Origin of the sequence: uncultured Polaribacter sp. (assembly GCF_947495205.1) — a bacterium.
Taxonomy (GTDB): domain Bacteria; phylum Bacteroidota; class Bacteroidia; order Flavobacteriales; family Flavobacteriaceae; genus Polaribacter.
Map to the genome: position 1 here is coordinate 150,370 of NZ_CANLXV010000009.1, position 13,349 is coordinate 163,718.

The following is a 13,349-nucleotide window of genomic DNA, read 5'->3' on the forward strand; positions in this document are numbered from 1 at the left end:
AAAATTATACAAATGACAAGAAGAATTAAAAAAGTAGCAATTATCGGTTCTGGAATTATGGGAAGTGGTATTGCCTGTCATTTTGCAAATATTGGTGTAGAAGTTCTTTTATTGGATATTATTCCAAGAGAATTAACCGATAAAGAAAAAGCAAAAGGCCTTACATTAGAAGACAAAGTTGTTAGAAACAGATTGGTAAATGATGCTTTATCGGCCTCTTTAAAGTCGAAACCTTCACCTATTTATAATCAAAAATTTGCCAATAGAATTACAACGGGTAATTTAGAAGATGATATTGCAAAAGTTGCAGATGTAGATTGGATTATGGAGGTTGTAGTAGAGCGTTTAGACATCAAAAAGACAGTTTTTGAAAAACTAGAAAAATACAGAACTCCAGGTACTATTATTTCTTCTAACACTTCTGGTATTCCTATAAAGTTTATGAATGAAGGCAGAAGTGAAGATTTCCAAAAGCATTTTACGGTTACTCACTTTTTTAATCCACCAAGATATTTAAAGCTTTTTGAAGTGGTTCCTGGACCAGATTGTAAACAAGAAGTTACCGACTTTTTAATGAGTTATGGTGAAAAATTCTTGGGAAAAACATCCGTTTTAGCCAAAGATACGCCTGCATTTATTGGAAACAGAATTGGAATTTTCGGAATTCAATCTTTATTTCATCAAGTTAAAGAATTAGGCTTAACTGTTGAAGAAGTAGATAAATTAACAGGACCTGTAATTGGCCGTCCAAAATCTGCAACTTTTAGAACTGTGGATGTAGTTGGTTTAGATACTTTGGTACACGTTGCAAACGGTATTTATGAAAACTGTCCTAATGATGAAGCTCACGAGCTTTTTAAATTGCCAAGTTTCATCAATAAAATGATGGAAAACAAATGGTTGGGAAGTAAAACTGGACAAGGTTTTTATAAAAAAACGGTGGTAAATGGTAAAAAAGAAATTCTAACGTTAGATTTAGAAACGATGGAATATCGTTCTAAAAAACGTGCAAAGTTTGCCACCTTAGAATTAACAAAAACCATTGATAAACCTATTGATAGATTCAAAGTTTTAGTTGGCGGAAAAGACAAAGCAGGAGAATTCTACAGAAAGAATTTTGCAGCAATGTTTGCTTATGTTCAAAATAGAATTCCAGAAATTTCTAACGAATTGTATAAGATTGATGATGCTATGAAAGCAGGTTTTGGTTGGGAAAATGGCCCATTTGAAATTTGGGATGCAGTTGGTGTAACAAAAGGAATTGAATTAATGAAAGCCGAAGGAAAAGAACCTGCAAATTGGGTAACAGAAATGTTAGCCTCTGGTTCAACTTCTTTTTATTCTGTAAAAGATGGCGCAACTTATTTTTATGATATTCCTTCTAAAACGCAAACTAAAAAACCTGGTCAAGATGGTTTTATCATTTTAGATAATATTAGAAAATCTAACGAAGTTTTTAAAAATTCTGGTGTTGTAATTGAAGATATTGGAGACGGAATTTTAAATATAGAATTCCAGTCTAAAATGAATACCATTGGTGGCGATGTTTTAGCAGGAATCAACAAAGGAATAGATTTAGCAGAAAAAAATTTTCAGGGATTAATTGTTGGTAATCAAGCCGCCAATTTCTCTGTTGGCGCAAATATTGGTATGATTTTTATGATGGCTGTAGAGCAAGAATATGACGAATTGAATTACGCTATTAAGTACTTCCAAGATACCATGATGCGCATGCGTTACTCATCTATCCCAACAATTTCTGCACCTCATGGAATGGCTTTAGGTGGTGGTTGTGAAATTTCTTTACACGCAGATAAAGTAGTTGCAGCTGCAGAAACCTATATGGGCTTAGTAGAATTTGGAGTTGGTGTAATTCCAGGTGGCGGTGGTTCTAAAGAAATGGCCTTAAGAGCATCAGATTCTTTTAATAAAGGAGATGTTGAATTGAACATTTTACAAGAAAACTTTTTAACTATTGGTATGGCAAAAGTGTCAACTTCTGGTTATGAGGCTTTTGATTTGGGATTACTACAAAAAGGAAAAGATGTAATTGTAGTGAATAAAGACAGACAAATTGCCACTGCAAAAGCGCACGCTAAATTAATAGCAGAGAGTGGTTATACACAACCCGCAAAACGCAAAGACGTAAAAGTTTTGGGTAAACAAGCTTTGGGTATGTTTTTAGTAGGTACAGATGCTATGGAACATTCTAATTATATTTCTGAACACGATCAAAAAATTGCAAACAAATTGGCCTACGTAATGGCTGGTGGAGATTTATCTGAACCTACCTTAGTAACAGAGCAGTACTTACTAGATTTAGAAAGAGAAGCTTTTTTATCTCTTTGTACAGAAAGAAAAACCTTGGAAAGAATACAAGCCATGTTAAAAACTGGGAAACCGTTAAGAAATTAGATTATTAGAACGTTAGATTTCTCGATTGTTAGAAATCTAAATATCTAAAAATCCAATAATCTAAAAATCAAGAAAATTATGAGCAAACAAGCATATATAGTAAAAGCATATAGAACAGCAGTAGCAAAAGCACCTAAAGGAGTTTTTCGTTTTAAAAGAGCAGATGAGTTGGGTGCAGAAACCATTCAGCACATGATGAAAGAATTGCCAAATTTAGACGTAAAACGTATAGACGATGTAATTGTAGGAAACGCAATGCCAGAAGGTTCTCAAGGATTAAACATGGCCCGTTTTATTTCTTTAATAGGTTTAAATTCTGTTGATGTTCCTGGAGTTACTGTAAACCGTTTTTGTTCTTCTGGACTAGAAACAATTGCCATGGCTGCTGCAAAAATTAGTGCAGGAATGGCAGATTGTATTATTGCAGGTGGTGCAGAAAGCATGAGTTCTGTGCCAATGACTGGTTTTAAACCTGAATTAAATTATGATACCATTAAAGATGGTCATGCAGATTATTATTGGGGAATGGGAAATACTGCTGAAGCTGTTGCAAATCAGTTTAAAGTTTCTAGAGAAGATCAAGACGAATTTGCTTTTAATTCTCACATGAAAGCACTAAAAGCACAAGCAGAAAATCGTTTTCAAGACCAGATTGTACCTATTGAAGTAGAACAAACATTTTTAGATGAAAATGGAAAAAAAACCACAAAAAAATATACGGTGACCAAAGATGAAGGACCTAGAAAAGGAACTTCAAAAGAAGTTTTAGGGAAACTTCGTTCGGTTTTTGCCGCTGGCGGAAGCGTAACTGCTGGAAACTCTTCTCAAATGAGTGATGGCGCTGCTTTTGTAATGGTAATGAGTGAAGAAATGGTAAAAGAATTAAATATAGAACCAATAGCCAGAGTTGTAAATTATGCGGCTGCTGGTGTAGAACCAAGAATTATGGGAATTGGCCCAGTTGCTGCAATTCCAAAAGTATTAAAACAAGCTGGTTTACAACAAAATGATATCGATTTAATTGAACTGAATGAAGCTTTTGCCTCTCAATCGTTAGCAGTTATGCGTGAGTTAGATTTGAACCAAGAAATTATAAATGTAAATGGTGGTGCCATTGCTTTAGGACATCCTTTAGGTTGTACAGGTGCTAAATTATCTGTTCAATTGTTTGATGAAATGCGCAAACGTAATATGAAAAATAAATACGGAATGGTAACCATGTGTGTAGGAACAGGACAAGGTGCTGCAGGTGTTTTTGAGTTTCTTTCTTAAATAGAAAATAAAGAAAAGAGAGGAAAGAAAAAAGACCAATGTGCGCTTAAAAAAAGACATAATTATAAAAATTTGAAGATTTGGAAACTTGGATTAGAGATTACAAATGATACTTCAGATATTTTATGAAATATTTTCTTAGAATGAAAGATATGATTTAAGTTCACAAATTATAGATACTAAGTTTCTTTGCCAAGTAATATTACAGAAAAACCTTCAAGAAAAGATAAATATTTTCGTCTTTTTCTTGATATATCTTTAGGGTCATCTTTTGAGCTAGGAACACAATTGTTAGTCGCAAAAAATAGAAATTAAAAAAATAACAAAACATTAAAAAAAGTTGAAGATAAAATAGAAGCATTCCAAAAAATAACAATGGAATTCTAAAATTGCCTACAATAAAGGTCTATTTTCTGTTTTCTTTCTTCTAAAATTTAAAATATAACAAAATGGCAGAATTATTAAGAGGTGGACAATTTCTTGTAAAAGAAACAAATTGTGAAGACGTTTTTACACCAGAAGATTTTACAGAAGAGCAACAAATGATGAAAGAAGCTGTTATGGAATTTAATGACAGAGAAATCATACCACACAAAACACGTTTTGAAGCAAAAGATTATGCTTTAACAGAAGACGTTATGCGTAAAGCAGGTGAATTAGGATTTTTAGGTGTTGCTGTACCAGAAGAGTTTGGTGGTTTAGGAATGGGATTTGTTTCTACCATGCTTACTTGCGATTATATTTCATCTGGAACAGGTTCTTTTAGCACAGCATTTGGTGCACATACAGGAATAGGAACTATGCCAATTACCTTATATGGTACGCAAGAACAAAAAGAAAAATATGTTCCCAAGTTGGCTTCTGGAGAATGGTTTGGTGCCTATTGTTTAACAGAACCTGGTGCTGGTTCAGATGCAAATTCAGGAAAAACTACTGCAGAACTTTCTGAAGATGGAAAATCTTATAAAATTAACGGTCAAAAAATGTGGATTTCTAACGCAGGTTTTTGTCGTTTAATGATTGTTTTTGCCAGAATAGAAAATGACAAAAACATTACTGGTTTTATTGTTGAATATGACAAAAACAATCCAAATGGAATAACATTAGGTGAAGAAGAACATAAGTTAGGAATTAGAGCATCTTCTACCAGACAAGTATTTTTTAATGATACTGTTGTTCCTGCAGAAAACATGTTGGCTGGTCGTGGTGAAGGTTTTAAAATTGCCATGAATGCCTTAAATGTTGGTCGTATTAAATTGGCTGCAGCTTGTTTAGATTCTCAAAGAAGAGTAATTACTGCAGCTGTACAATATGCAAATGAGCGCAAACAATTTAAAACACCTATTTCAGATTTTGGTGCCATAAAAGTAAAATTAGCAGAAATGACAACCGATGCTTATGTTGGTGAATCTGCATCTTACAGAGCTGCTAAAGATATTGAAGACAGAATTGCCTTAAGAATTGAAGCTGGAAATACACACCAAGAAGCGGAATTAAAAGGTGTAGAAGAATATGCGATAGAATGTTCTATTCTAAAAGTAGCTGTTTCTGAAGATGTACAAAATTGTGCAGATGAAGGAATTCAAATTTTTGGTGGTATGGGCTTTTCTGAAGAAACACCAATGGAATCTGCGTGGAGAGATGCAAGAATTGCTAGAATCTACGAAGGAACGAATGAAATTAACAGGATGCTATCCGTAGGTATGTTAATTAAAAAAGCAATGAAAGGACATGTAGACTTATTAGGTCCTGCCACAGAAGTTGCAAATAGTTTAATGGGAATTCCTTCTTTTGATACGCCAGATTATTCAGTATTATTTTCTGAAGAAAAAGAAATGATTGCCAAATTAAAGAAAACCTTTTTAATGGTTGCAGGTGCTGCATTGCAAAAATATGGACCAGAAATAGAAGAACATCAACAATTATTAATTGCTGCTGCAGATATCTTAATTGAAATTTATATGGCAGAATCTGCAATTTTAAGAACAGAAAAAAATGTAAAACGCACAAGCGAAAAAGAACAATCTGTACAAATTGCAATGTCTAAGTTATACTTATATCATGCAGTAGATAAAATTGAAGAAAAAGGTAAAGAAAGTATTATTTCTTTTGCTGAAGGTGATGAACAACGTATGATGTTAATGGGTTTAAAACGTTTTACAAAATATACAAACTACCCAGATATTGTAGACTTACGTAATGAAATCGCAGAAAAAGTAAAAGCTGAAAATAAATATTGCTTTTAAGAATTAGAAAAAATTTAAAACAATACTGTTTTAAATTATATTAGTTGTTTGTTGGAAAGAGGCTGTGTTATACAGTCTCTTTTTTTGTGTGCCAACATAAAATAATTACCATTTTATTCAGAATAAATATAATTAAGGAAAAAATTATTTATTTCCGTAATTCTATAAAAAACCTTCCTAAATAGAAATCTCTAAAATAGTTTCACACTTATTTCTTATCCTTTTTTTGCTTGTCCAAACAGTAGGAACTTTTGTCCAATTTTTAAGGTTAAAATCGGTTGCATCTTTGCAGTGCAAGAATGATGAACTTCATTCATAAATTAAAAAACAAAATTATAATAGCACTAAAAACAAATAAAATGGAAACACCAATAGCAGCAACAAACGTAAAAAACATTATTGAAAATAACTCAAGCGTATTATTAGATTTTTATGCAGACTGGTGTGGCCCTTGCCAAACCTTATTGCCAACTATAAATAAGTTAGCAGATGAGTTAAAAGAAGATGTACTTATAAAAAAAGTAAATGTAGACGATTACCAAGAGTTGGCAACAGAGTTTGGTATTAGAAACATACCCACATTAGTTTTCTTTAAAGATGGTAAAGTTGTAGAAAAACATACTGGCTTAATTACAGAAAGAAATTTAAGAGATAAAATAGACCGTTTAAAATAACATTTTTTACACTGTCCAAACAGTAAGAACTTTTGTCCAATTTTTAAGGTTGAAATCGATTGCATCTTTGCAGTAACAAAACACTAAGCTTGTTTCAATATTAAAATAATAACAACAATTTAAAACCTAACAATTATGAAAACAATAGCACAAACAAACTGCCCAAATTGCTGGGGATATCAAACTTACGGTGAGCAAAATGAAGACAACCAAGTTTGCACTAGAAATTAAAAAAGTATCAAATAACCAAGCTGAAATAATTTCAGCAAAATAAAAAAGTAATTAACAAGACGCTGAGCAAAAAAAAATCAGCAAAAAACAAAAAGATGTTGAACTAAAATCAACACAAAATAAATTATGAGCACATTTAATGTACCAACAAAAAACGAAGTATCTGAAAACAACCAAGCAATTTTTGCACAATTAGAAAAAGGATTAGGTTTTGTACCAAACTTATATGCTTCTTTTGCACACAGTGATACTGCTTTAGAAAATATTTTAGCAATTGGTAACGCAAAAACAAGTTTTTCAGCTAAAGAAAAAGAAGTAATTAATCTAGCTGTAAGTCAAGTAAATGAATGTGTATACTGCTTGTCTGCACACACTGCAATAGGAAAATTAAACGGTTTTTCTGACGATGAAATATTAGAACTAAGAGCAGGAAATGCAAGTTTTAATGACAAATTAGATGCTTTAGCAAAATTTGCAAGAAGTGTAGCCATCAACAGAGGCGCAGCAACGCCAGAAAGTATAGAAAACTTTTATAATGCAGGTTTTACAAAAGGAAACTTGGCAGATGCCATTTTAGTTGTAGGAGAAATTACCATTACCAATTACTTTCACAAAACAACAGAAGTAACTGTAGATTTTCCAATAGCACAAACCTTAGCATTAGAAACACTATAAGAAAATCCAAAAAATAAATATATAATTACCCATAAACAATAGATAAAATGAAAAAAGTAATCGCAATTTTAGTAGTAGTATTAGCCTTCGCATTTCAAACAAATGCACAAGACAACATGAAAAAAGAAACTGTAAAAACAGTGGCTTTAGAACAAACTCAAGGTGAGTTTACCCAAAAACAAATTACCTTATCTGCAGGTACTTATATTTTTGAAATATCTAACAACAATGTTGGTTCTGATGTTGGTTTTGTATTACAACCAAAAGGAAAAAGTGGTCAAGCAAATCACATTAAAGAGGCATACGTAAAAGCTATGGTTAAAAACAACACCAAGCAAACCTCTAACAAAGTAACGCTTAAAAAAGGAGAGTATACTTATTTTTGCCCTTTAAATAAAACACCAGAATATACTTTAATTGTAAAGTAAATCTATACAGTTAAGTATTCCAAATCTAAATCGTTTAAATTAAATTTTAGACGATTTTTTTTTATATTAAAATGCTGTTAATTGCTTTGTTTACAATTTGTAATACTATGGTTTTGTTGTAATTTAGTAACCTATAGCAATAAAAAATATAATATATGTTACCTTCTTACGCTCCTCTATTTTTAAGTTTACTATTTGTTTTCTGTAAAAACCCAGAATTTAAACAAAGTACTACAACTAACTATAAAACAACAAAATCTGTTGAAAAACATCCTGATTTTAATGCATATTGGTATGCTGGAAAAGCAGAAATTACTTCCTATAAATTGGCTCAAGTAAGATATGGACAAATTTATGAGGGAACTGCTGTAAATATATTTGTAACGGAAGATTTCTTGCCAGAAAAACAAGTAAAAGCAGATTATCAAAATAAAAATAATGTGCCTGTTTTAAAATTAAACAGTACTAAAAAATATACTACTGGCATTTATCCATATTCTTTAATGACAAGCACCTTCTCTCCTATTGACATTCAAAAACAAGCTATAAAAATTTCTTTTGCAGCACAAGAATGGTGTGGCAATACTTTTATGCAACTTAACAATAAAGAAAAATTCAACATTAATTTTTTCTCTTATTTTGAAAGTAATGCAGATAGGAAATTAATTTTAGAGAAAGAAGTTTTAGAAAACGAACTTTGGAATCAGTTAAGAATTAATCCAAAAAACATAAAACTAGGAAATTATAAAATTGTGCCATCCTTTGAATTTTTAGCTTTAAATCATCAACAAATAAAAGCCCATGATGCAGTAGTAAACCTTAAAATAGAAGATCAATTTTTTATCTTTTCTATACATTACCCTAAATTAAAAAGAAAATTGAACATCACTTTAACAAAAGAATTTCCTTATGTAATTGAAAGTTGGGAAGAAACGATTACACAAAGAGGAAAAGAGATGACTACAAAGGCAACCAAAATAAACACCATAAAGTCTCCTTATTGGAGTAAAAATAAAACATCTGATGTGCAAGAACGTAAAATTTTGGGTTTAGATTAAGCGAAAAATCAAAAAAACAGGACTTATAAATTACTATAATTTTTAGTTTATTATTCATTTAATAGCACTAGTTTTGTGCGCATTAAAAAAACTAAAAATGAAACGCATAAAGCAGTATAAAAAATTGTTTAATATAGAAGGCGATATTAATCTAAAAGATTTAAAAACTTCTTATAGAAAATTAGTTAAAGAATGGCATCCAGACAAATTTCAAGATGAAACTAAGAAATTGGAAGCTGAAGAAAAAAGTACAGAAATTATTGACGGTTACCATTTTTTAGTAAGTATTGCTCCAGAAACAAAGGCAGCAAATTTAGAAGACTATAAAAAAACCATTACAGCGTTTCAAGTTGCAGATTGGCATCATAAAAGCATGTTGTTAGAAGTTACATTTACAGATGGTAATAAATACGAATACTTTGGTGTTAGTAAAATACTTTTTGGAAAATTTTTAAATGCAAAATCGATGAACAACTTTGGTAAAAGAAATATTTTTAACAAGTTTACGTATAGAAAATCTATGAAAGCTTCTGTAGAGGTTTAAGAGTTCTAGTTATCCTGTAAAAAATCCCAAGTTTTAACTTGGGATTTTTTTTGTTCTTTATGCTAACACAAAGAATTTTATTTGTTTTGTATGTTGTTATGCGTTGTTGCTTTTTCTATTAAAATCCTTCTTTTTGCAATTCAGCTATTTCCTCTTTAGTAAAATGCTCTAAAATTAAACCCATTTTTTGCTTGTCTCTTTTTCTTAAGTACACCCAACCGTATAATTTTCCCATATTTACTCTATAATCAAACCATTTTCCAGTTGGGTTTATTTCAGAGTTATACCTAAATTCTTTCCAATTCTCAATTTTGTCAATTATTGTTTCAGGTTTCTCCCATTTTCTGATATCTCCAAATTTTCTTTTCCAAACTTTATTCAGTTTCTTTATTGTTTGGTCTTTTAAAAGTTCCTTTTTTGGTAGTACATATTGATTAAATCTGGTGATATAATGCTGTTTATTAGGTTTTTTATCAGTAGAGAGTTGTAAAATAAACTTTTCTAAATAATGTTCAGGTTGTTTACTGTGCATTTTAAAATTGACTCCTAAAAGTTCAATTTTTTTAATTAATTCTGGGTTTTGTTTACTTTTAGCTGATACTAAAAAAGTACCTAAACATTTATTTTTGTACTTAAAACGATGATTTACTTGGATTTCAACCTTTTCATTAATGGCCTCTTCCAAAAGATTCAACCATTTATTTTGTTTTATTTTGTTTATAGATTCCATTTTAGAAAGGTATATATAATTATAATCAACTTTTGTTTTTTTTAGAGCGATTTGCTCCTACTACACCAAAGATGGTTGTATAAATTTGTAGCGTTACTAGGGTAAAGTTAGTAAAAATTTACCAAATTTTCTGTATGTTGAATTGTGTCTAAGATTTTCCTTAAATTATCTACAGTTTCATTCTATCAGATTTATTGCGCAAATACAACTAAAATAACTAGACTTTTAGACTTACGTGATAAATCGCCAAAAAAATCTTAAAAAGCAATAAATTTTACACATTGTTCGCTTTAGTTTTTTTATTTCAGATTTTCAAGTAGTTGGTATTTTTCACTAACTAGCTTGGATCTTTTCTTGCCAATAGGTTCATTTTTTAATTTTGTTTCAATTTCAATTAAATTATTAGCAAAACCATAAAACGTCTTCGTTTTTGTAAATTCTTTCAGCCATTCCGAAAAATCAATAAGTTCTTCTGTATTTTGCGAATATTCTAAGTTTTCTACTAAACTTGAGTATTCCCAATTAGAACTTTCAGATTTATCAAAATTGAGTAATTTATTCTCCAAAAAAAAGTCAATTAAGTAAGTATTAGAATAAAAAGTTTCCAAAGCTTTTTTCTCTGCAAGTTTAATCTTATTCTTTTTGAAAAGTGTAATTGTCCATTCAAAAAGAAATATTGGAAAACCAGAGTCTTCAGGAAAATTCTTTTCAAACCAATTAAAATATCTCAAAGCTCCTGAATAATCTTTTAATTTTAAATATAATTCTGGAGGCATATATCTAAGCCCTTTTCCATCGTGATAAAAGCCACCCCAATGTTTTTTATCTTTCGCAAGTTCACGTTTAATTTTCTTTATTTTATTTTGAATTCTTTCGACTTGCTTTGGTGTCATTTTTTGCCATTTTTAATTACAGTTAACGTGGTTTTACAAAGTTTGTTGTGCTGACTTAGCGTAAAGTTAACAAATATTTACTGAATTAAAAGTGTGCGAGATTTTTATAAAATAAGCCATTAATAGCAATACAATTTACACAATATTCTATGCCGTTTTTTTCTTTTTCCATTCGTTTTTAAGATATTCTAAGGTTTTTTCCAAAGCTTTTTTTGATGATTTAGGTTTGAAATCTAATTCTTCCTTTGATTTACTAATGTCGTAATCTTGTTTTAAATTATAAAACATATCTAAATATTGTCTTTGTAATAATGGCTCTTTTCCTGTTATTTTACTGCTAAATTCCATTAATCCTGCAACAGAATACAGTAAACACTTTGGTACTTTTTTTGGGGTTTTCAATTTCAATTCAGGATATAATTCAGATGCTATCTTAACACTTTCTTGTAAAGTAGTATGTTTATGGTTTGCTAAAATATAACGTTCTAAATTTCTACCTTTTTTCATTGCGTTATATGTTCCTAAAGCAACATCTTTTACATCTATCCAATTTAAAGTTACCTTAGTATCTACTGGAATTTTATTATTCAAAATTTGTAAGACAAGCTTATTTGAATAACTTAAGTTGAATGCTTTTGCACCAATCATAGCTGAAGGAAGTATTAAAACTGTTCTTATTCCGTATTTTTGACCCAATTTTAATGCTAATTTATCCGAATCATTTTTAGAATTATAATACCAATTTCTTCTATCTTTATTGTATCCGTTATCTACATTGGCGGGCAAAATTGTAAAATCTAAACTTGCAATAGAACTTATATATACAATATTTTTAATACCACATTGTTTTGCAATATCAAACACATTTTGAGTTCCTTGCATATTGTTATCGTAAATTTCAGTTTTAGGGTTTTTAGCCCACATACTAAAATTTGCAGCAACAGCATACAGGTTTGTAACTCCTTGAAATGCTTTTTTTAGCGATTTCCTATCTGTAATGTCAGCTTGTACAACTTCACAATTTAGACCTTTAAATGGTTTTTGATTGTTAATGTTTCTGACTGTTGTTCTTACTTTTTTATTTTCAGAAAGCAATAGTCTTACTAAGTTATTTCCTAAATGTCCATTTCCTCCTGTTACTAATGAAATTTCGTTGCTCATTTTTTCTATTTTATTTTTGAGCAAATTTCAGTGATTTTTAAGGCTTTAAAAATAACATTTGTTAGAAAGAGACTTGTTTTCTTATTCGACTTAAAGATTGTGGTGCTATGCCTAAAAAAGATGCGATGTTATCTACAGAGACGTTAAGTGCTAACTTTGGGTTTTCATTTATAAACTTTAGATAACGTTCTTTAGCTGTTAAAATTTGAAAATCTTTAACGCGTTCTAACTTGCAGTTTAAATGTTCATTGGTTATTGTTTTTACAAAATCTTTCCAAAAAGTTGTTTTTACTTGTAAGTTGTCAAAGTCGGGTTTAGATATTTTAATTAGTTCACAATCGGTAATTGTTTCAAAATAATCTAATGATGGTGTTTCGTTCATAAAACTATCTAAAGATGTAAAAAAATCTTGTTCAGAAACTAGATGCTGAATAACTAATTTACCATCTATATTTTGATAGCCTTTAACAATTCCACTACTTAAAAAATAAACATAATGCTCTATTTTACCAGCTTCTAAAAGTTTAGTGTTTGCAGTAACACTTTCTGAAATAAAACTATTTTTAAGTAAACTAATTTCCGCACTAGTTAAAGAAAATTGTGATTGTATATGTTTTAATAGATTTTTCATTAGTTGACGTTTTAAATCGCGTAGGAATTGATTTTATTATGAAAAGTTGTGATTTCTCATAATTATTTTATTTTTCTAATTTATTTCTTAGTTTATTTTTTCATGCTTAAGGAAGTGAGTAGATTTTGCTAAGTACTGAATCAACAACTTTAATTAACGATACTTTGTAAAATTATAGGATTTCGTAATTTTTAATTGTCGTTTTGTAAATATACTTTTTTTCTTTTGCTTTGTTACTTTTACAAGCTAAACAACACTACTTCTGTATTAAATATTTACTGAATTTTAAGGTGCTTTGAGTTGGCAAAAAATTTTAGGTACTATCTTTAATTCCTAATTTTATTGTCTTAATTTTTATTATTTTTGATTTAACAGAGAGGAAGCTCACTGT

Annotated in this window: 13 protein-coding genes; 9 read left to right on the forward strand and 4 right to left on the reverse strand. The window is 30.0% G+C overall.

Features of this window, described 5'->3' with window-relative positions; all coding sequences use genetic code 11:
• Window positions 1-12 precede the first annotated feature (12 nt).
• The 9 genes from Q0762_RS10370 (at window position 13) to Q0762_RS10410 (ending at window position 9,543) form a co-directional block, all read left to right on the forward strand.
• Window positions 13-2,415: a 3-hydroxyacyl-CoA dehydrogenase/enoyl-CoA hydratase family protein gene (locus Q0762_RS10370; RefSeq protein ID WP_298766654.1), complete on the forward strand. Its 2,403-nt coding sequence runs from the start codon at window positions 13-15 to the stop codon at window positions 2,413-2,415.
• A gap of 78 nt (window positions 2,416-2,493) precedes the next feature.
• Complete coding sequence (locus Q0762_RS10375; protein ID WP_298766656.1) at window positions 2,494-3,687, forward strand: acetyl-CoA C-acyltransferase; 1,194 nt, start codon at window positions 2,494-2,496, stop codon at window positions 3,685-3,687.
• A gap of 189 nt (window positions 3,688-3,876) precedes the next feature.
• Window positions 3,877-4,002, forward strand: a complete 126-nt coding sequence (locus Q0762_RS10380) for a hypothetical protein (protein ID WP_298766658.1) — start codon at window positions 3,877-3,879, stop codon at window positions 4,000-4,002.
• Between the two features lie 134 nt (window positions 4,003-4,136).
• Window positions 4,137-5,933 (forward strand): acyl-CoA dehydrogenase family protein, encoded by a 1,797-nt coding sequence (locus tag Q0762_RS10385; RefSeq protein WP_298766660.1) that lies wholly within the window; start codon window positions 4,137-4,139, stop codon window positions 5,931-5,933.
• Between the two features lie 359 nt (window positions 5,934-6,292).
• The gene (gene trxA / locus Q0762_RS10390) at window positions 6,293-6,607 is read left to right on the forward strand and encodes a thioredoxin (RefSeq protein WP_298766662.1); all 315 of its coding nucleotides are present in this window, start codon (window positions 6,293-6,295) and stop codon (window positions 6,605-6,607) included.
• A 357-nt stretch (window positions 6,608-6,964) separates the two neighbouring features.
• Entirely contained in the window at window positions 6,965-7,513 is a 549-nt protein-coding gene (locus Q0762_RS10395; protein ID WP_298766663.1) for a carboxymuconolactone decarboxylase family protein, read from the forward strand.
• Window positions 7,514-7,560: 47 nt separating this feature from the next.
• Window positions 7,561-7,941: a cupredoxin domain-containing protein gene (locus Q0762_RS10400; RefSeq protein WP_298766664.1), complete on the forward strand. Its 381-nt coding sequence runs from the start codon at window positions 7,561-7,563 to the stop codon at window positions 7,939-7,941.
• A 155-nt stretch (window positions 7,942-8,096) separates the two neighbouring features.
• Window positions 8,097-8,999, forward strand: a complete 903-nt coding sequence (locus Q0762_RS10405) for a septum formation inhibitor Maf (protein ID WP_298766665.1) — start codon at window positions 8,097-8,099, stop codon at window positions 8,997-8,999.
• 97 nt (window positions 9,000-9,096) lie between these two features.
• The gene (locus Q0762_RS10410; RefSeq protein ID WP_298766667.1) at window positions 9,097-9,543 is read left to right on the forward strand and encodes a KTSC domain-containing protein; all 447 of its coding nucleotides are present in this window, start codon (window positions 9,097-9,099) and stop codon (window positions 9,541-9,543) included.
• A gap of 118 nt (window positions 9,544-9,661) precedes the next feature.
• Here the strand turns inward: Q0762_RS10410 and Q0762_RS10415 are convergent, their stop codons facing one another.
• The 4 genes from Q0762_RS10415 to Q0762_RS10430 form a co-directional block, all read right to left on the reverse strand.
• Complete coding sequence (locus Q0762_RS10415) at window positions 9,662-10,273, reverse strand: hypothetical protein (RefSeq protein WP_298766669.1); 612 nt, start codon at window positions 10,271-10,273, stop codon at window positions 9,662-9,664.
• A 299-nt stretch (window positions 10,274-10,572) separates the two neighbouring features.
• Window positions 10,573-11,166, reverse strand: coding sequence for a hypothetical protein (locus tag Q0762_RS10420; protein ID WP_298766671.1), 594 nt, complete (start codon window positions 11,164-11,166; stop codon window positions 10,573-10,575).
• A gap of 147 nt (window positions 11,167-11,313) precedes the next feature.
• A complete protein-coding gene (locus Q0762_RS10425; protein WP_298766673.1) occupies window positions 11,314-12,327 on the reverse strand; it encodes an NAD-dependent epimerase/dehydratase family protein in 1,014 nt (337 codons plus the stop codon).
• A 61-nt stretch (window positions 12,328-12,388) separates the two neighbouring features.
• A complete protein-coding gene (locus tag Q0762_RS10430) occupies window positions 12,389-12,958 on the reverse strand; it encodes a Crp/Fnr family transcriptional regulator (RefSeq protein ID WP_298766674.1) in 570 nt (189 codons plus the stop codon).
• Between the last annotated feature and the right edge of the window lie 391 nt (window positions 12,959-13,349).

Excerpts from the sequence above, each read along its gene's own strand:
- Q0762_RS10370 (WP_298766654.1), top strand. The coding sequence starts at position 13 with ATGACAAGAAGAATTAAAAAAGTAGCAATTATCGGTTCTGGAATTATG.
- Q0762_RS10375 (WP_298766656.1), top strand. The coding sequence starts at position 2,494 with ATGAGCAAACAAGCATATATAGTAAAAGCATATAGAACAGCAGTAGCA.
- Q0762_RS10385 (WP_298766660.1), top strand. The coding sequence starts at position 4,137 with ATGGCAGAATTATTAAGAGGTGGACAATTTCTTGTAAAAGAAACAAAT.
- trxA (WP_298766662.1), top strand. The coding sequence starts at position 6,293 with ATGGAAACACCAATAGCAGCAACAAACGTAAAAAACATTATTGAAAAT.
- Q0762_RS10395 (WP_298766663.1), top strand. The coding sequence starts at position 6,965 with ATGAGCACATTTAATGTACCAACAAAAAACGAAGTATCTGAAAACAAC.
- Q0762_RS10400 (WP_298766664.1), top strand. The coding sequence starts at position 7,561 with ATGAAAAAAGTAATCGCAATTTTAGTAGTAGTATTAGCCTTCGCATTT.
- Q0762_RS10405 (WP_298766665.1), top strand. The coding sequence starts at position 8,097 with ATGTTACCTTCTTACGCTCCTCTATTTTTAAGTTTACTATTTGTTTTC.
- Q0762_RS10410 (WP_298766667.1), top strand. The coding sequence starts at position 9,097 with ATGAAACGCATAAAGCAGTATAAAAAATTGTTTAATATAGAAGGCGAT.
- Q0762_RS10415 (WP_298766669.1), bottom strand. The coding sequence starts at position 10,273 with ATGGAATCTATAAACAAAATAAAACAAAATAAATGGTTGAATCTTTTG.
- Q0762_RS10420 (WP_298766671.1), bottom strand. The coding sequence starts at position 11,166 with ATGACACCAAAGCAAGTCGAAAGAATTCAAAATAAAATAAAGAAAATT.
- Q0762_RS10425 (WP_298766673.1), bottom strand. The coding sequence starts at position 12,327 with ATGAGCAACGAAATTTCATTAGTAACAGGAGGAAATGGACATTTAGGA.
- Q0762_RS10430 (WP_298766674.1), bottom strand. The coding sequence starts at position 12,958 with ATGAAAAATCTATTAAAACATATACAATCACAATTTTCTTTAACTAGT.